The organism is Streptomyces sp. NPDC052079, from assembly GCF_040680275.1.
Classification (GTDB): domain Bacteria; phylum Actinomycetota; class Actinomycetes; order Streptomycetales; family Streptomycetaceae; genus Streptomyces.
This window is the reverse complement of the sequence record NZ_JBFAWL010000023.1, coordinates 1-17839: the sequence shown is the minus strand read 5'-3', so window position 1 is coordinate 17839 and position 17839 is coordinate 1. Positions and strand designations below refer to the sequence as shown.

Below are 17839 nucleotides of genomic sequence, written 5' to 3'. Positions count from 1 at the left end.
GGACGTCGGACGCCCGGGCCGCCGCGCGGGCGTCAACGGCGTGCGGTCACCGTGCCCTCCACCGCGAACAGTTGCTCTTCCACGTGGTCGAGCGCGAGCCGCACCGCGCCCGTGGCGACCGCCGCCTCGCCCAGCAGGGACAGGGCGACCTTCGGCGGACGCAGGCAGTAGCGGGCCAGCTCCCCGCGCAGCGGCTCCAGCACGTCGTCCAGGCCGGCCGCCCAGCCGCCGATCACGACCAGCTCCGGGTCGAGGGCCAGCACCAGCGCCGCCACGTCGTGGACCAGCCGGTGGATGAAACGGTCCATGGCCGCGAGCGCCCGCTGATCGCCCTTCCGGGCCTGGGCGAAGACCTCCGTGACCGCCTGCTCGTCCAGCGGGTGCAGCGGCTGGTCCGTGGTGGACAGCAGCGTCTCCGGGGTCGCCTCCCGGCCCAGCAGATGCAGCGCCCCGATCTCACCGGCCGCCCCGCCGTACCCCCGGTGCAGCCGTCCGCCGATCAGCGATCCGGCGCCCGGGCTCAGCCCGGCCAGCACGAACACCACGTCGTCGGTCTCCCGCGCGGCGCCCTTCCAGTGCTCGGCGACGACCGCGGCGTTCGCGTCGTTCTCCACCAGCACCGGACACTTGAAGGACCGGCCCAGCCGCTCGCCGAGCCCCAGCCCCGTCCAGCCGGGCAGCGCCGTACCCAGCGCCACCGTGCCGTCCGCCTCGACGATCCCCGGGGTGCCCACGCCGACGGCCCGCAGGGAGCCGCGCGGCACACCGGCCCGGTGCAGCAGCTCCGCGACGGCCGTGCCGACCCTCTCCAGCCGCTCGTCGGCGTCGACCGTCTCGTCGACATGGCTCGCCTCCGCGCCGATCACCCGGCCGTCCAGATCGGCCAGCAGCGCGGCCACCCGGTGCACGCCGATCTCCAGGCCGAGCAGATGCCCCGCCTCGGCCCGGAACCGGAACCGACGCGCCGGCCGCCCCTGCCGCCGGGCGGCACCCTCCTCCGCCGCCGCCTCCACGACGAGACCCGCCTCCATGAGCCCCTCGACGACGCCCTCGACGGTCGGCCGGGACAACCCGGTGACCCGGGTGACCTCGGTCAGCGTCGCGCAGTCCGTGGCCCGCAACGCGTGCAGCACCACCGCGGAGTTGATCCTTCGCAACAGCGAGGGATCCCCGCCGCTCAGCCGACGCACCGTCCGCCCTCCCCGCTCGCACGCGTGTTGGCCGGATCGTACTCGGCGCCGACAACCCCGGCGACCTCCGGCCGGCGCGCCCCCAGGCACACCGGGCGAAGCCAGGTCATCCCGGCGCCACGAAGCCCGACTCGTAGGCCGTGATCACCGCCTGGGTCCGATCGCGCACCCCCAGCTTCGTCAGGACGGCGCTCACATGGCTCTTCACGGTCTCCGTCCCCACCACGAGCCGTGCGGCGATCTCCGCGTTGGCCAGGCCCCGCGCCATCAGACGCAGCACCTCCTGCTCGCGCTCGGTCAGCCGCGCCCGCTCCAGCACCGCCCGCGCGGCGCGGTTGCCGCCGTCGTCGCCGTACTCGGCCGCGAGCCGTCGCACCGAGGCGGGAAACAGCAGCGACTCGCCCTCGGCGACCAGCCGCACCGCGTGCACGATCTCCGCGGGCCGGGCGCGCTTCAGCAGAAACCCGTCCGCGCCCGCGCGCAGTGCCCCGTACACGTACTCGTCGTTCTCGAACGTCGTCACCACGAGGATCTTCGGCGGCGCCTCGATCGCCCGCAGCAGCGCGCGCGTGGCCTCGATCCCGTCCAGCAGCGGCATGCGTACGTCCATGGCGACCACGTCCGGCCGCAGTTGCCGCACCAGCGGAATCACCGCCGCACCGTCGGCTGCCTCCCCGACCACCCCGATGTCGGGCTGCGCCTCCAACACGGCCCGCAGACCGGCGCGTACGAGAGGTTCGTCGTCGACGAGCAGAACGGTGACCGGCATCCGGCCAGCGTAGATCAGCGCAACGGCAGCTCCACCCGCACCTGCCAGTCGCCCCCCGCGGGACCGGTGTGCGCCTCCCCGCCCAGCAGCGCCGCGCGCTCGCGCATGCCGCGCAGACCGCTGCCCCGGCCGGACTCGGAGGTCACCCCGGTGAGCGGATTGCGGACCTCCAGGTCCAGCCAGCCGTCGCCGACCGCGACACGGACCCGCACGGGGACGGCACCCGCGTGCCGCAGCACATTGGTGAGGGCCTCCTGGAGGATCCGGTACCCCTCGCGGGACACCGGCCCGGGCACGGTGTCCAGGGGCCCGGTCACATCGGCGTCGACCTTCGCGCCGGAGGTCCGCGCGGACTCCAGCAGCCGGCCGGCGTCCGCGAGGGTCGGCCGGGCGGCGGCCGGACGGCCGGACTCGCGCAGCACGCCGAGGACCCGCTCCAGGTCCTCCAGCGCGGCCCGGCCGGTCTCCTCGATGGCGTCCAAAGCCCGGTCGGTGAAGGCGGGATCGCCCGCCGCGCGGGCGGCACCCGCCTGCACGACGGCCAGGGTCAGCGCGTGTCCGATGGAGTCGTGGAGTTCCCGGGCGATGCGCGTGCGTTCCAGGAGCTGCTCGGTCCGCTCCTCCAGCGCGGCCAGCCGCTCGGCGGGGGAGGGACCGAGCAGACGGTGCGCCAGTGCCGTGATCAGCCGGCCCGGCACGACCACGGTCACCGCCATGGCCGCCAGCGCCGGAGGGAGCAGCAGGACGTGCCACCAGCGATGGCCCTCGAGCAGGTGCAACGCGCCGGAGGCCGTGTCCCCGCGGAACGGCGCCGCCGCCAAGTCCACCACGGCCACCAGCAGTTGCACGATGATCACGGAGGTCACGCAGCCGATCAGCAGCCGCGCCTGAAGCCATACGACGAGCCTGCCCCGGTCGGTCCAGGAGGCGGACGGCGCGACCACGATGCCGGTGCTCTCACCGTCCGGCCGCTGACCGGTCAGCAACAGCCTGGCCTGCAACCCCTCCACGGTGCGCATCGCCGGCACCAGCCCGGCGGGCACGAGCAGCAGCGCCGCCGCCACCCAGGTCCACCACGCCTCCTGAATGAACAACCACATCGACGGCCACACCATCGCGATGAACAGATGCAGCAGTCGTGTGTATGTCACCGTCCGACCCAACGGGCGCAGCAAGCCGACCATGCCGTCATCGTGCCGGAGGCCACCGACGGCGGTCCTCCCCCGCACGGGGGAGACGCTCTCCACCGCCGGGGGAGGACCCGCCCCCGTACGAGCCGTCACGCTGCTGCCATGACCAGCATCGACGTCCAGGACCTCACCAAGGAGTACGGCACCCGGCGAGCCGTCGACCACCTCAGCTTCCGCGTCCTTCCCGGCCGCGTCACCGGGTTCCTCGGCCCCAACGGCGCCGGCAAGTCCACCACGATGCGCCTGGTGCTCGGCCTCGACCACCCCACATCCGGCTCCGCCACCCTCGGCGGCAGCGCCTACGCCACCCTCACCGAACCCCTGCGCCGGGTCGGCGCCCTGCTCGACGCACACGCCGCCCACGGCTCCCGCTCCGGCCACGACCATCTGCGCGTCCTGGCGGCGAGCCACCGGATCGCGGACAGCCGGGTGGACGCGGTGCTCGAGGAGACCGGACTCGGGCCGGTGGCACGCAGGCGGGTGCGGACGTACTCCCTGGGGATGCGCCAGCGGCTGGGCATCGCCGCCGCGCTGCTCGGCGACCCGGAGGTCATCATGCTCGACGAGCCCTCCAACGGCCTCGATCCGGAAGGCATCGTGTGGATCCGTACCCTGCTGCGCCGGCTCGCGGACGAGGGACGGACGGTCCTGGTCTCCAGCCACCTCATGAACGAGACCGCCTCTTTCGCCGACCACCTCGTCGTCCTCGGCCGGGGCCGGCTGCTGGCCGACACCCCGATGCGGGAGTTCATCGACGCGCGTGTGCGCCCCGCCGTCCGCATCCGCACCTCCGAACCCGCCGCCCTCCGGCGCGTCCTCGCCGGCCACGGTCACGAGGTCGTGGCACACCCCGACGGCCACTGGACCGTCCCCGACGCCCGCGTGGACGACATCGGTCGCCTCGCCTCTGCCGCGGGGGTGCCGATCCTCGAACTCACGACGGACGAGGGCACACTGGAACAGGCCTACCTGGACCTGACCGCCGCCGAGACCGAGTTCGCGGCACAGCCCCGGGAGGCCTGACCCATGCGGTTCGCACCCGTGCTCCACTCCGAGTGGCTGAAGATCCGTACGGTCCGTGCGCTTCCAGGAGCGCTGCTGGCGCTGTTCGCCACGACCACGGCGTTCTCCGCGATCGCCGGGATCTCGAGTACGTCGGACCCCGAGTTCGACCCGCTGTTCACGGCCCTGTCCGGAGCCGCCCCGGGACAGATCGCCGCCATCTCCTTCGGCGCCATGGCGGTATCGGCGGAGTACCACAACGGCGCCGTGCGACTCTCGCTGGCCGCGGTCCCGCAGCGCGGACGCTGGTTCGCCGCCAAGGCCACGGCCGTCGCCGTTCCCGCCCTGGTCGTGAGCCTGCTGACCGCCCCTGTCGCCCTCCTCGTGGCCCGGGCGGGGCTCGGCCGGGCGGCGAGCGGCCTCAGCGCCGCCGAGCAGGTCCGGGGTGTGGTGGGCTGTGCCCTGTACCTGACGCTGATGGCGCTGTTGGCCGCGGGCCTGGCGACCGTGCTGCGCAGCGGAGTCGCCACGCTGTCCGTGCTGATCCCCTTCGTCCTGGTCGTGTCGTTCGTGATCGGCGACTCGGCCGGTACGGTCGTCGACTTCCTGCCCGATCGAGCCGGACAGATCGTGCTGCACGAGACCTACGACGGAACCCTCGGCCCCTGGTCGGGACTTGGGGTGACCGCGCTGTGGACGGCCGGCGCCCTTCTGGCCGGGGTATGGAGCCTGCGGCGACGGGACGCCTGACCGGGAGTCGGCTGACGGGCCGCCAACTGTCAGTGGCGGCGGGTTTACTGGTCCCATGAACATCGCGCAGCACATCGCCCTGATCGACGAGCTGTGCTTCCGCCCCTTCCCGGCGGAGCACGGCCCGTCGGATGTGGGCTTCGGGGGACCCGGCCATCATGTCGCCGTGCTGCAGACCGGCGACGGCCCGGGCGGCGATCCCGCTCAGTGGGCGGTGACGGTGGACCAGTTCGAGAAGGACCGCGACGCCGTGTACGAGGTTCTGGCGTCCCGCTGGGGGGACACCGACCCCTGGAACCTGCAGACGGTCCTGCTGCGCACGGCACAGGAGGAGATACCGGAGCCGTGGCAGTGGCTCGGCCTCCGCGCGAACGTGGCCTGGCTGTGGGAGGTGCAGGGCACCGGCCGCTGGGTCGCCGTGGCGGTCGCGGACCGGGACGCGGCCGACGCGATCCAGCTGCTGGCGGTGGTCACGGAGACCGCGCCGCCCTGAGCCCCGGCCGTCACCGGTCCGCCGCGGCCTCCCGCAGCCGTCCGAACTCCTCCGCCAGCGTGGCGGGTGTCCAGTGCGCGTTCAGCCCGCTTGGATTGGGCAGCACCCACACACGGGTCCCGCCGATGGTCCGCACCTGCGGGCCCACCCGGGCCCTGGGATCGTCGAACGCCGCACGGTAGGCGGTCACGCCCAGCACGGCCAGCCACCGCGGACGCAACCGGGCCACCTTCACGGCGAGCAGCCGCCCGCCCTCCCGGTACTCCTCGGCGCTCAGCTCGTCGGCCCGCGCGGTCGCCCGCGCCACCACATTGGTGATGCCCAGCCCGTACGACAGCAGCTCCCCCTGCTCAGCGGGCGGCAGCAGCCTGGGAGTGAAGCCCGAGCGGTGCAGCGCGGGCCAGAAGCGGTTGCCCGGGCGTGCGAAGTGATGACCGGTCGCCGCCGTCATCAGACCCGGGTTGATGCCGCAGAACAGCACGCGCAGGCCGCCCGCGGCCACATCCGGCACCAGCCGGTCGCGGGCGGCCTCCAGTTCCTCCTGAGTGAAGCGCTTCAGAGGATCGCCCCGGGGGTGTAGCCGGCGGCCTCCGGGTGCTGCTTCACGATCTCGTCGATGCGGCGCACCACGGCCGTCACCTGGTCGCTCGCGGCACCGGTGAAGGACAGCTTGTCCGCCATCAGCGCCTCCAGCTCCTCCCGGCCGAGCGGCAGCCGCTCATCGGCGGCGAGCTTGTCGAGGAGGTCGTTGCGCTCGGCCCCCTGCTCGCGCATCGCCAGGGCCGTGGCGACGGCGTTCTCCTTGATCGCCTCGTGCGCGACCTCACGGCCCACGCCCGCGCGCACCGCGCCCATCAGCACCTTGGTGGTGGCGAGGAACGGCAGATAGCGGTCCAGCTCCCGGGCGACGACCGCCGGGAAGGCGCCGAACTCGTCGAGCACCGTCAGGAAGGTCTCCAGCAGGCCGTCCAGCGCGAAGAACGCGTCCGGCAGCGCCACCCGGCGCACCACCGAGCAGGACACGTCGCCCTCGTTCCACTGGTCGCCGGCCAGCTCGCCGGTCATCGAGGCGTAGCCGCGCAGGATCACCATCAGGCCGTTGACGCGCTCGCAGGAGCGGGTGTTCATCTTGTGCGGCATCGCGGAGGAACCGACCTGGCCCGGCTTGAATCCCTCGGTGACCAGTTCGTGCCCGGCCATCAGCCGGATCGTCTTCGCCAGCGACGACGGCGCGGCGGCCAGCTGCACCAGAGCCGTGACGACCTCGTAGTCGAGGGAGCGCGGGTAGACCTGGCCGACCGAGGTGAAGACCTCGGAGAAGCCCAGGTGACCGGCGATGCGCCGCTCCAGCTCCGCCAGCCTGTCCGCGTCCCCGCCGAGCAGGTCCAGCATGTCCTGCGCCGTACCGACCGGGCCCTTGATGCCGCGCAGCGGATAGCGCCCCAGCAGCTCCTCCACCCGGCCGTACGCGACGAGCAGTTCGTCGGCCGCCGTCGCGAAACGCTTGCCCAGGGTGGTGGCCTGCGCGGCCACGTTGTGCGAGCGGCCGGCCATGACCAGCTCGCCGTACTCACCGGCCAGCCGGCCCAGGCGCGTCAGCACGGCCACCGCGCGGTCGCGGATCAGCTCCAGGGAGAGCCGGATCTGCAGCTGCTCGACGTTCTCGGTGAGGTCCCGGGAGGTCATGCCCTTGTGCACGTGCTCGTGCCCGGCGAGGTCGTTGAACTCCTCGATCCGTGCCTTCACGTCATGCCGGGTGACCTTCTCGCGCTCGGCGATCGAGGCCAGGTCGACCTGGTCGAGGACACGCTCGTAGTCGGCGATCACCGCGTCGGGAACCTCGATCCCGAGGTCCTTCTGGGCCCGCAGCACGGCGAGCCAGAGCTGCCGCTCCAGCCTCACCTTCTGCTCGGGGGACCAGAGCGTGGCGAGCTCGGCGGAGGCGTAGCGTCCGGCGAGGACGTTCGGGATACGGGGCTTGGCGGGCGCAGCTGTCACGTACAGGGATTCTACTGGCGCTTCCTGCAGGCCGGCGCCACGGGGTGACTTGGAGGAACCTACAGGACGCCGGTCAGGCCTGTCCGGCGGGTCAAGTCGGGGGAAAGGGGGCGGCGCCGTGCAACCCAGGTGAGCGGGGTCTGGTCCGTCCAGCTGCACGGCGGAGGATGGAGTCGACGTGATGGGGTCCCCCCGCTCGAGAGCGTGGGGGAGTCGGCGACCGACGACAACGCCGCATGGGGCGTGCCAGGCCCCGCATCCCCGGCATGATCCGCCGGACAGGACCTGAAGCAGCCCTAAAGCCCCTCGTACGGCAGCAGCTCCGGCCGCTTCGGGGGCAGGCCGTCGCCGGAGGAGCGGCCGGTGAGGCGGCGGCCTATCCATGGCAGGAGGTGCCGGCGTGCGAACCGGGCGTCGGCGGCGCGCCGCGCCACCCAGCGCGGTGGCAGCGTCGCTTCCGGGGGCAGATGCCACTCGGGGTCCTCCGCCGGGTAGCCGAGCGTCTGCCAGACCGCCTCCGCGACCCTGCGGTGCCCGTCCGCCGTCAGATGCAGCCGGTCCACGTCCCACAGCCGGGGATCGCCGAGCGCGGGCGCCCCGTACAGGTCGACGACCAGCGCGCCGTGCCGTTGGGCGAGCTCGTCGACACAGGCGAACAGGGACTCCATGCGCGGCCGGAAGCGCTCCAGGACCGGCCCCTGCCGGCCGGGGCTGCGCATCAGCACCAGCTGCTTGCAGTGCGGGGCCAGCCGCTCCACGGCCTCGGTGAGCAGGTCCCGCACCTGCTGCATGTCGCACTTCGGCCGCAGGGTGTCGTTGAGGCCGCCGACCAGGGTGACGACGTCGGCCCGCATGGCCGCGGCCGTCTCGACCTGCTCGTCGACGATCTGCCGGATCAGCTTGCCGCGCACTGCCAGGTTGGCGTAGCGGAAGCCGGGGGAGACGGCCGCCATCCGTCCGGCGAGAAGGTCGGCCCAGCCGCGGTAGGTGCCGTCGGGGAGCCGGTCCGACATGCCCTCGGTGAAGGAGTCGCCGAGGGCGACGAGGCTGCTGTGGGTGGGGTTCGTCTGCATCGCGCCACAGATGGTATCCCGTGGCACATACCCGTCGGTCGGTCGCTCTCAGCCGCGCTCCGCGCGCTGCCCGAACAGCTCCCGCAGGACGTCCTCCATCGTCACCAACCCGGCCAGCCGGCCGTCGTCCCCGAGCACGGCCGCCAGATGCGTACGGCTGCCGCGCATGGCGGTGAGGACGTCGTCCATCGGCGTGTCCTCCCGCACGCGCGCGATGGGCCGCATCTCCGCCAGCCGGAACGGCCTGTCGCGCGGTGAGGCGTCCAGGGCGTCCTTGACATGCAGATAGCCGACGATCCGGCGCTGCTCGTCCACCACCGGGAACCGGGAGAAGCCGGACTCCGCCGACAACCGCTCCAGACCCTCCGGGGTGACGCCGACGCGCGCGTAGACCACCCGCTCCAACGGCAGCATCACATCCCGGACCGGCCGCCGGCCCAGCTCCAGCGCGTCGTACAGCCGCTCCTGCGCACGGTTGTCGATCAGCCCGGCCTCGCCCGAGTCCTTCACGATCTGGGCCAGCTCCGCGTCCGAGAAGGAGGCGACGACCGCGTCGCGGGTCTCGACCCGCAGCAGCCTCAGCAGGATGTTGGCGAAGGCGTTCACCGTGAAGATCACCGGGCGCAGCGCGCGGGAGAGCGCGACCAGGGGCGGACCCAGCAGCAGGGCGCTGCGCACCGGCTCGGCGAGCGCCACGTTCTTCGGCACCATCTCACCGAGCAGCATGTGCAGATACGTCGCCAGTGCCAGCGCGATCACGAAGGACACGGCGTGCCCCGCGCCCTCCGGGACGCCCACCGCGTGGAACACCGGCTCCAGCAGATGGGCGATCGCCGGCTCGGCGACGATGCCGAGGATCAGCGTGCACAGCGTGATGCCGAGCTGCGCCGCCGCCATCAGCGCCGACACGTGTTCGAGGCCCCAGAGCACGCTCCTGGCGCGCCGGTCGCCCTGGTCGACGTACGGCTCGATCTGGCTCCGGCGGACCGAAATGAGGGCGAACTCGGCACCCACGAAGAACGCGTTGACGACCAGTGTCGCCAGACCGATCAGCAACTGTACGGCGGTCATCGCCGCGCCCCCTCGTCGTCCGTGCTGCCCGTCGGCAGGCGTCCCTCCGTCGCGGGCCTGTCGCCGGGCGGCGCGTGCAGCAGGAGGCGTGCCGCGCGGCGGCCGGTGGCGTCCACCACGTCCACCTGCCAGCCGGCGACCTCGAGGGTGTCGCCGACCTCCGGGATCCGGCCGAGCGAGGCCGCCACAAGCCCGGCGAGGGTCTCGTAGGGCCCTTCCGGAACGCGCATGCCGACCCGGGCGAGCTGGTCCACGCGGGCGAAGCCGTCGGCCGAGAACACCGTCCGGCCGTCCTCGTCGGTGCCGACCCGGACCAGGTCCGGGGTCTCGTGCGGGTCGTGCTCGTCGCGGACCTCGCCGACGACCTCCTCGACGATGTCCTCCAGGGTGACCACCCCCGCCGTGCCGCCGTACTCGTCGATCACCACGGCCATGGTGCGCCGGCCGGAGAGGCGGTCCAGCAGCCGGTCGACGGTGAGCGAGCCGGGGACCAGCAGCGGTTCGCGCATCACCTCCGACACGGGCACCCGCGCACGATCTTCCGCCGGCAGCGCCAGTACGTCCTTGATATGGACGGTGCCGACGACGGCGTCGAGGGTCTCGCGGTATACGGGGAACCGGGACAGCCCGGTCGCCCGGGTCACGTTGGCGACGTCCTCGCACGTCGCCTGTTCGTCGAGGGCGACGACCTGGACGCGCGGGGTCATCACGTTCTCCGCGGTGAGGTCGGCGAGGTTCAGCGTGCGGACGAACAGCTCGGCGGTGTCCGGCTCCAGCGCGCCCTCCTTGGCGGAGTGCCGGGCGAGCGCCGCCAGCTCCTGGGGCCCGCGCGCGGACGCCAGTTCCTCCGCGGGCTCCAGGCCGATGCGGCGCACCATGCGGTTGGCCGAGTTGTTCAGATGAGTGATGAACGGGCGGAACGCGGCGCTGAACCAGCGCTGCGCGTTGCCGACTCGCTTGGCCACGGCCAGTGGCGAGGAGATCGCCCAGTTCTTGGGCACCAGCTCGCCCACCACCATCAGGAACACCGTCGACAGGCCCGTACCGATCACCAGCGCGAGGGAGCGCGCCATCGCGTGGGAGGCGCCGAGGTCCTGCAGCGGGCCGGAGATCAGCGCGGCGATCGACGGCTCGGCGAGCATGCCGACCACCAGGTTGGTCACCGTGATGCCGAGCTGCGCGCCGGACAGCTGGAAGGTCAGGTTCCGTACGGCCTTGAGCGCGCCCGCCGCGCCCCGCTCGCCGCGTTCGACCGCCCGCTCCAGCTCGGCCCGCTCGACCGTGGTGAGGGAGAACTCGGCCGCGACGAACGCGCCGCAGGCGAGCGAGAGCAGGATCGCCGCCAGTAGAAGCAGCACTTCGGTCATCGGGTCACCTCTGTCCCATGGTCGGACAGGACGGGGACGGTTGCGCGGTGTCGCGGACCGGGGGGCTCGCCCATGGGCGGACGCACACAACCTTTCATGGGGGACCGGGTGGCCCGCCAAGAGTAAGGGATCGGCAAAGGATGGCTGTGGGGCTGTGGATCAGCCGGCTCAGCCGGTGAGCGGCTTCACCCAGCGCCGCCAGCGCTCCTCCGGCCCGTACCCCGCGGCGGACCACGCGAAGTGCGCCGTCTCGTTGCGCTGCAGCACCATCGCGTCCGCGCGGCGCCCTCCCAGCCGTACGAACCTCTCCTCCGCGGCGGTCAGCAGCGCCGTGGCGATGCCCTGCCGGCGGCGGTCCGGGTGCACGGCCAGCCGGTAGAGATGGCACCGCCAGCCGTCGAAGCCCGCGATCACCGTGCCGACTAGCTCACCGTCGGCCTCCGCGAGGATCAGTGCCCCTGGGTCGCGGGCGATCAGCCGTTCCATACCGGAGCGGTCGTCGCTGATGCTCGTGCCTTCGGCCGCCGTCCTCCAGAAGGCCAGCACGGTGTCGACATCCTCGGGCCCGGCGGCCCGCACACGTGGTTCGGTCATACGCCCGATCCGAGCACGCCGCACGACGGACGACAGGGGAATTCCACGATCCGGACGACCGGCGTGCGGCTCACTCGTGTGCGATGGCCTCCAGCACGTTCATCCGCGAGGCCCGCAGCGCGGGCAGCAGGGCCGCCGCAATGCCCACCACGGCCGCCCCGACGACCACCGCCACGACCGTCCCCCACGGAATCGCGAGGGCGGTCATGCCCTGGAGGGCCAGGACCTGCTGGATGCACAGCCCCCACACCAGCCCAAGCCCGAGCCCCAGCACCGCGCCGAAGACCGCGATCACCACCGACTCCAGCCGGATCATCCGCCGCAGCTGCCGCCGGGACAGGCCGATCGCCCGCAGCAGACCGATCTCGCGCGTACGCTCCACCACCGACAGCGCGAGGGTGTTCACCACGCCCAGCACCGCGATGATGATCGCCAGCCCCAGCAGGGCGTAGACGAGATACAGCAGAACCGCGATCTGGTCGTGCACCAGCTCCTTGTAGTCGGCCTGGTCGCGGGCCTGCACCTGCGGGTACGGCTCGAGCGTCGCGTCCAGCCGCTCGCGCAGGTCGTCCACGCTCGTCCCGTCGGCCCCGTTGACGTACAGCGCGATGTCCTGCCCGCCCGGCACGTACTCCTCGACCGTCGCGATGCCGAAGACCAGTCCGCCCTGCATCCCGAAGCCGTCGCCGCCCTCGACGTCCGTGAGGGCGGCCACCGTCAGCTCGGTGCTCCTGCCGCCGGGGAACTCGACCGGGATCGTGCTGCCCATGCGGACGTCGTGCTCCTCGGCGAAGCCGGCGTCCATGGCGATGTTGCCGTCCGCCAGGGCGGCCGCCGTGTCACCGGCCGTGTACGTCACCCGCGCGACGTCGTCCACCCGGTCGTCGTACCCGGCCGCGGTGGTCTCGATCCGCTCACCGTCCGGCAGCCGGACCGCCACCGGCGCGAACCGCTGGCGGACGACCAGCCCCACGCCCTCCGTGGCGCCCACCCGGTCGGTGATCTCCTGGGAGAACGGCAGGAAGTTGGCGTTCTGGATCACGAAGTCCGCGCCCAGCGTCTTGTCGATCTGCTCGTCGAAGGACCGGGACATCGAGGCGCTGGCCACCGACATCCCGCCGACCAGGGCGAGCCCCACCATCAGCGCGGCGGCCGTGGCGCCGGTGCGGCGCGGATTGCGCAGGGCGTTGCGCCGGCTCATCCGGCCGACCGAGCCGAACAGTACGGGGAAGGCCGCACCCAGCACCCGGATCACCGGCCGCACCAGCAGCGGACCCGCGATGACGGTCGCGACCAGGGTGAGCACGACCCCGAGTCCCAGCAGCGAGGCGGCGGAGGCGGTCTCGCCGGCCAGCACACAGCCCACCAGCGCGGCGGCACCGAGCGCCCCCACCACGGATCCCGTCACCGCCCGCGCCCGCAGCGGCCGCCCCACACCGGCGATCTCCGCGTCGGCCAGCGCGGCCATCGGGGACACGCCCGCCGCGCGGCGGGCCGGGAGATACGCGGCGACGAAGGTGACGCCCACGCCGACGGCGTACGCCGTGACCGGTGTGGCCCAGCCGACCACCATCTCGGTGGTCTTCAGATTCATGCCGACCGCGCCCATGAGCCGGATCAGGCCGAAGGCGAGACCGATGCCGGCGGCCAGACCCAGCGTCGAGCCGACCAGTCCGAGCAGCACCGCCTCGGTGAGCACCGACCGGCGCACCTGCCTGCGGTCGGCGCCCAGCGCCCGGAGCAGGCCTAGTTCGCGGGTGCGCTGGGCGATCAGCATGGAGAAGGTGTTGACGATCAGGAAGACACCCACCAGCACGGCGATCCCGGCGAAACCGAGCATCACGTACTTGATCACGTCGAGGAACCCGCCGAGCTCCTCGGCGGCCGTCTCCGCCGTCTCCTCGGCCGTCCGCACCTCGTAGGCGCCGGCGCCCAGTTCGGCGGTGATCCGCCGCTTCAGTTGTTCGTCGGAGACGCCCGGCGCGGCGGTGACCGAGATGCCGGTGGCCCGGTCCGCGGAGCCCAGCAGCTCGGTGGCGGCGACCGCCGGGTCGAGGAAGACGAGCGCCGCGCCGGGGTTGGTGGTGGTGAACGTGGCGATGCCGACGATCTCCACCCGGAAGGTGCCGGGCTGGGCCTGCATCGACAGGGTGTCGCCGATCTCCACGCCCTTGGTGTCGGCGGTGTCCGCGTCCAGGACGGCCTCGCCGGTTCCGCGCGGGGCGCGGCCGGAGGTCAGCTCCACGACGCTGCGCTCGGTGACGTGCCAGTCCACGGCGAGGGTGGGGGCGCCGGTGGTCGGTCCCACCGACTCGTTGTCGCTGTCGACGACCGTGATGTTGTCGACCTCGACGTCCGGGTGCGCCGACTCGACGCCTTCGACTCGGGTCAGCCGCTCGGCGAGCGAGGCCGGGACCGTGGCGACGGCGCCGGTGGGCACCGACGACTCCAGGTCCTCCCGGGGAGCCACGGTCGCATCGGCGGACGTGGAGGCGAACAGCCGGTCGAAGGTACGGGAGACCGTGTCGGAGAAGATCAGGCTGCCCGCGACGAACGCCACGGACAGCACGACGGCCAGCGCGGACAGCAGCAGCCGTCCCTTGTGCGCGAGGAAGCTCCTGAGCGTCGTCTTCAGCACGGTCTCAGTCCTCGCCGGCCGTCGTCGGGCCCGCGCCGTCGCTCCCGCCGCCGTCGTCCGACGGTGCGCGGATCACGTCGAAGCGTTTCATCCGCTCCAGCACCGACTCCGCCGTCGGCCGGGGCATCTCGTCCACGATCCGGCCGTCCGCGAGGAAGAGCACGAGGTCGGAGTGGGCCGCGGCGCCCGGGTCGTGAGTGACCATCACCACGCTCTGTCCGAGCGAGTCCACGGCCTCGCGCAGAAAGCCGAGCACCTCGAGGCCCGCGCGGGAGTCGAGGTTGCCGGTCGGCTCGTCCGCGAAGATCAGCTCCGGCCGGGAGGCCAGCGCACGGGCGCAGGCCACCCGCTGCTGCTGCCCGCCCGACAGCTGAGCGGGCCGGTGCCGCAGCCGGTCGCGCAGGCCCAGCGTGTCGATGACCTGGTCCAGCCACTTCTCGTCCGGCTTCTGGCCCGCGATGTCCATGGGCAGGGTGATGTTCTCCCGCGCGTTGAGGGTCGGTATGAGGTTGAACGACTGGAACATGAACCCGATCCGGTCCCGTCGCAGCCGGGTCAGTTCACGGTCCTTCAGTCCCGTGATCTCGGTGTCTCCCAGCCACACCTGCCCGGCGGACACGGTGTCGAGCCCCGCCAGGCAGTGCATCAGCGTGGACTTCCCCGACCCCGACGGTCCCATGACGGCCGTGAACCGGCCGCGCGCGATGTCCACGTCCACCGAGTCGAGGGCGAGCACCGCCGTCTCGCCCGAGCCGTACGCCTTGGTCAGACCGCGGGCGCGGGCCGCGATCCCGTCGGCCGACGCGAGGCCGGGGGCGTGCTCCGCAGCAGGTGTGAACAAGGCCGCCTCCTCCGAGTGGACGTCCGGTCATGCCGGTCGCGCCGAGGGTAGTGTGACCTGCCCCACGCCGGTATCCCCCCTGGGGGCGGGGCCTTCTCCACCCCAGGTCTGGTCCCGGAAACCGATGTAAGGGGCACGTTCATTGGTCCGGTGTTCGCGCTTGCCGCTGCTAGCGTTCCGGCGCTAGCGTCGAGGTATGGCGAAGACCCAGCTGAACGTACGCGTGGACGAGGGCACCGCCCGCGCGGCGCGGGAGCGTGCCCTGGAGCGGGGGATGAGCGTCAACCGCTACATCGAGGAACTCGTCCGGCAGGACACCGGCGAGGCCGGCCGCGCCTTCGTGGACGCCGCCGCCGACTTCATGAAGCAGTACGAGAGCGTCTTCGCCGAGGAGTTCGAGGCGGGTTCCCCCGCCCGGACGACGCCACGCGACGGCCGCCGCTGAGCCGTTGGACAACCTGCGCATCGACCTCGCGTGGCTGCTGATGCTCGCCGAGCAGCGGACTCCCGGTGACCCCCGGGTCACCGACTGGGGTGCCCTCGTCGCCGCCGTCGCACGCCACGAGGCCGAGATATTCGACGTCCCCGTCTACGACAGCCCCCACACCCGCGCGGCCGCGCTCCTCCAGCTGCTGATCCACGTCCCCGCGCTGGAGCGCTCCAACGCGCTGTTCGCCTCCGCCGTCGCGTACGCCTATCTCGTCGCCAGCGGTCTGAAAGTCGTCACCTCGCCGGAACAGGTGCGCGATCTCGCCCGGCTGGTGAAGAGCGGCGAGGCCGCCCTGGACGACATCGCGGACGAACTGCGCCGCTGGAGCGAGTGATCAGCTCCCGCCGGTCGCGGTATCAACCACCGGCCGCCACGCGGTGCCGGTGACACAGTACGAGGCGGGCAGCGTCGGCCCCTTCTCCGGGATCATCAGCCGCCGGTACGGGCCCAGTTCGAAGCCCGCCTCCCGCAGTGCCCCGACCGGGTCCCGCGCCAGATGACAGCCCCCGGCCAGCAGCGGCCACACCGTGCGGTCCAGCGCCCGCTGGGTGAGGCGCATGACCCGGCCGCCGCCCCGGCCGTGCTCGAAGAACCGCAGCTCGCCGCCCGGCCGCAGCACCCGCATCGCCTCCGCCAGCGCCCTCGGCACGTCCCGGACACTGCACAGCACCAGCGACAGGACCACGGCGTCGAACGCCTCGCTCTTGACCGGCAGCGCCTCCGCCACCCCCGGCGCGACGTCCACCGGCACCTGGGCGCGCAGGGCGGCCTCCACGGCCAGCGCCCGCAGGGCCCGCTCCGGTTCGATGGCGACGACCTCCGAGACAGCGCGCGGATAGTGCGCGAAGTTCAGCCCGTTGCCCGCGCCGACCTCGAGCACCCGCCCGGACAGCCCGCCGAGCAGCCCGTCCCGCACGTGCGCCAGCCCGGCGCGGGTCTCGGCGGCGACACTGGCCCGGGCGTAGTAGCGGGCGAACACCGGGTGATGGACGGGGTCCCGCGCGACCTGCGCGGAGCGGGCGGATCGCAGCAGCATGAGGACCTCCCCAGGACGGACCTACGGCGATTCTCCCCCTGGTCCCGTCCGCCAAATCCCTGTCACCCGCCCGGCCCACGCACCCGGGCCGCCGGATCGCCTCTGCCGGTTCGGACTCCGGTCCTGCGGGTGTGCGGCGATTACCACCACCGGTACCGGTACCACTCCTCACAGGGTGCGGACGGGCGTGTCCAGCTGAACCACCACGCCGCTCCGCACCCGACCAGGGTGCGGGCTGCCGGCCCCACCTTCGACGGACCCGCGGAGCTCCACCAGGAGCCTGCCATGTCGTCCGCCCCACCCCACGCCGCTTTCGATGCCCAGCCCGATGCGGCCGCGGGCGAAGATCCTCTTGCCGACGCCGCTGCCGCGCACGCGGCCGCAGCCGGCCCGCCCGCGCGCCACGCGCACAAATTCGGCGGCAGCAGCCTCGCCGATCCCGACCGCTACCGCGTCGCGGTCGGCCTGCTCGACGACGGCGCGCGCGAGCGCATCGCGGTGGTCTCGGCGATGCAGGGCGTCACCGACGCGCTGGTCGCGATCGTCGACGCCAGATTGGGCGGCCAGGACTGGAAGCCGGCCTGGACCACGCTGCGCAAGCGCCACCTCGACACCGCGCTGTCGCTGGACCCGCACCGCCGCCACGGCGCGCTGGAAGCGCTGGAAGCCGAGTTCGTGCAGTTGCGCGACGCCCTGGAGTCCCTGCATTCGCGCGACGAAAAAACCCCGCAGGCGATCGCCGGCCTGGGCGAGGTGTGGTCGTCCTATCTGATCCACGCCGCGCTCGGCGGCGATCCGGCCGGCTGGGCGCGGCTGGACGCGCGCGAGGTGCTGGTGGTGCACCCCAGCGAAATGGGCATGGCGGTGGACTGGGCGCAAAGCCGCGACAACCTCGCCGCGTGGCGAAAACGCAACGCCGCGGCCAACGTGGTGGTCACCGGCTTCGTCGCCCGCGACGGCTACGGCTACGCCACCACGCTCGGCCGCAACGGCAGCGATTACTCCGCGGCGATCTTCGCCAACCTGTTCGACGCCGACGCGCTGACCATTTGGACCGACGTCGACGGCGTGCTCTCGGCCGATCCGCGGCTGGTGCCCGATGCGGTCTGCCTGCCTTCGATGTCGTATGCCGAAGCCTGCGAACTGGCTTATTTCGGGGCGAAAGTATTGCATCCGCAGACCATGGCGCCGGTGCAGCAGCGCGGCATCCCGCTGCGCATCCGCAACACCCGCAACCCGCACTCGCCCGGCACGCTGATCAGCCTGCGCGCGCAGCCCGGGCAGGCGCCGGTGAAGGGGCTCAGCCTGGTCCACGACCTGGCGGTGCTGGAGTTGGT

The 17839-nt window shown here is 72.7% G+C and carries 18 protein-coding genes; 6 read left to right on the top strand and 12 right to left on the bottom strand.

Features of this window, described 5'->3' with window-relative positions:
- Window positions 1-32: 32 nt before the first annotated feature.
- The 3 genes from AB0L56_RS26325 to AB0L56_RS26315 all read right to left on the bottom strand — a co-directional run bounded on the left by AB0L56_RS26325 (window position 33) and on the right by AB0L56_RS26315 (window position 3143).
- Window positions 33-1190 carry an ROK family protein gene (locus AB0L56_RS26325; RefSeq protein WP_365427207.1) on the bottom strand — a complete coding sequence of 386 codons (1158 nt, stop codon included), beginning with the start codon at window positions 1188-1190 and terminating at the stop codon, window positions 33-35.
- A gap of 106 nt (window positions 1191-1296) precedes the next feature.
- Window positions 1297-1959 (bottom strand): response regulator transcription factor, encoded by a 663-nt coding sequence (locus AB0L56_RS26320; RefSeq protein ID WP_361024018.1) that lies wholly within the window; start codon window positions 1957-1959, stop codon window positions 1297-1299.
- Window positions 1960-1973: 14 nt separating this feature from the next.
- Window positions 1974-3143: a histidine kinase gene (locus AB0L56_RS26315; RefSeq protein ID WP_365427204.1), complete on the bottom strand. Its 1170-nt coding sequence runs from the start codon at window positions 3141-3143 to the stop codon at window positions 1974-1976.
- A gap of 108 nt (window positions 3144-3251) precedes the next feature.
- Between AB0L56_RS26315 and AB0L56_RS26310 the strand changes: the two genes are divergently transcribed.
- The 3 genes from AB0L56_RS26310 to AB0L56_RS26300 are packed head-to-tail and all read left to right on the top strand — an operon-like array spanning window position 3252 to window position 5394.
- Window positions 3252-4172 carry an ABC transporter ATP-binding protein gene (locus AB0L56_RS26310; RefSeq protein WP_365427201.1) on the top strand — a complete coding sequence of 307 codons (921 nt, stop codon included), beginning with the start codon at window positions 3252-3254 and terminating at the stop codon, window positions 4170-4172.
- 3 nt (window positions 4173-4175) lie between these two features.
- Window positions 4176-4901, top strand: coding sequence for an ABC transporter permease (locus tag AB0L56_RS26305; RefSeq protein ID WP_365427198.1), 726 nt, complete (start codon window positions 4176-4178; stop codon window positions 4899-4901).
- A gap of 55 nt (window positions 4902-4956) precedes the next feature.
- Complete coding sequence (locus tag AB0L56_RS26300; protein WP_365427195.1) at window positions 4957-5394, top strand: hypothetical protein; 438 nt, start codon at window positions 4957-4959, stop codon at window positions 5392-5394.
- A 10-nt stretch (window positions 5395-5404) separates the two neighbouring features.
- On the opposite strand, the gene mug is transcribed toward AB0L56_RS26300, so the two are convergent.
- From mug to AB0L56_RS26260, 8 genes are all read right to left on the bottom strand, one after another.
- Window positions 5405-5905, bottom strand: coding sequence for a G/U mismatch-specific DNA glycosylase (mug, locus tag AB0L56_RS26295; RefSeq protein WP_365427192.1), 501 nt, complete (start codon window positions 5903-5905; stop codon window positions 5405-5407).
- A gap of 44 nt (window positions 5906-5949) precedes the next feature.
- Entirely contained in the window at window positions 5950-7392 is a 1443-nt protein-coding gene (gene purB / locus AB0L56_RS26290; RefSeq protein ID WP_365427189.1) for an adenylosuccinate lyase, read from the bottom strand.
- A gap of 296 nt (window positions 7393-7688) precedes the next feature.
- On the bottom strand, window positions 7689-8465 hold the full coding sequence (locus AB0L56_RS26285; RefSeq protein ID WP_365427186.1) for an SGNH/GDSL hydrolase family protein: 777 nt from the start codon (window positions 8463-8465) through the stop codon (window positions 7689-7691).
- 48 nt (window positions 8466-8513) lie between these two features.
- On the bottom strand, window positions 8514-9536 hold the full coding sequence (locus tag AB0L56_RS26280; protein ID WP_361023995.1) for a hemolysin family protein: 1023 nt from the start codon (window positions 9534-9536) through the stop codon (window positions 8514-8516).
- Entirely contained in the window at window positions 9533-10903 is a 1371-nt protein-coding gene (locus AB0L56_RS26275; protein WP_365427182.1) for a hemolysin family protein, read from the bottom strand. The genes AB0L56_RS26280 and AB0L56_RS26275 overlap by 4 nt, the downstream gene beginning before the upstream one ends.
- Before the next feature lie 168 nt (window positions 10904-11071).
- Window positions 11072-11506, bottom strand: coding sequence for a GNAT family N-acetyltransferase (locus AB0L56_RS26270; protein WP_365427371.1), 435 nt, complete (start codon window positions 11504-11506; stop codon window positions 11072-11074).
- Between the two features lie 61 nt (window positions 11507-11567).
- Window positions 11568-14135: an FtsX-like permease family protein gene (locus AB0L56_RS26265; RefSeq protein ID WP_365427179.1), complete on the bottom strand. Its 2568-nt coding sequence runs from the start codon at window positions 14133-14135 to the stop codon at window positions 11568-11570.
- A 4-nt stretch (window positions 14136-14139) separates the two neighbouring features.
- Entirely contained in the window at window positions 14140-14976 is an 837-nt protein-coding gene (locus AB0L56_RS26260; RefSeq protein ID WP_361023985.1) for an ABC transporter ATP-binding protein, read from the bottom strand.
- A gap of 196 nt (window positions 14977-15172) precedes the next feature.
- Here AB0L56_RS26260 and AB0L56_RS26255 point away from each other — a divergent pair, with 196 nt between their 5' ends.
- Together AB0L56_RS26255 and AB0L56_RS26250 are read left to right on the top strand one after the other, a co-directional pair.
- A complete protein-coding gene (locus AB0L56_RS26255; protein WP_365427176.1) occupies window positions 15173-15421 on the top strand; it encodes a toxin-antitoxin system HicB family antitoxin in 249 nt (82 codons plus the stop codon).
- A gap of 4 nt (window positions 15422-15425) precedes the next feature.
- Window positions 15426-15800, top strand: coding sequence for a fic family toxin-antitoxin system, toxin component (locus tag AB0L56_RS26250; protein ID WP_361023980.1), 375 nt, complete (start codon window positions 15426-15428; stop codon window positions 15798-15800).
- On the opposite strand, the gene AB0L56_RS26245 is transcribed toward AB0L56_RS26250, so the two are convergent.
- Entirely contained in the window at window positions 15801-16502 is a 702-nt protein-coding gene (locus AB0L56_RS26245) for a class I SAM-dependent methyltransferase (RefSeq protein WP_361023977.1), read from the bottom strand.
- 285 nt (window positions 16503-16787) lie between these two features.
- Here AB0L56_RS26245 and AB0L56_RS26240 point away from each other — a divergent pair.
- On the top strand, window positions 16788-17839 hold a 1052-nt coding region (locus AB0L56_RS26240), incomplete at its 3' end, for an aspartate kinase (RefSeq protein ID WP_365427172.1).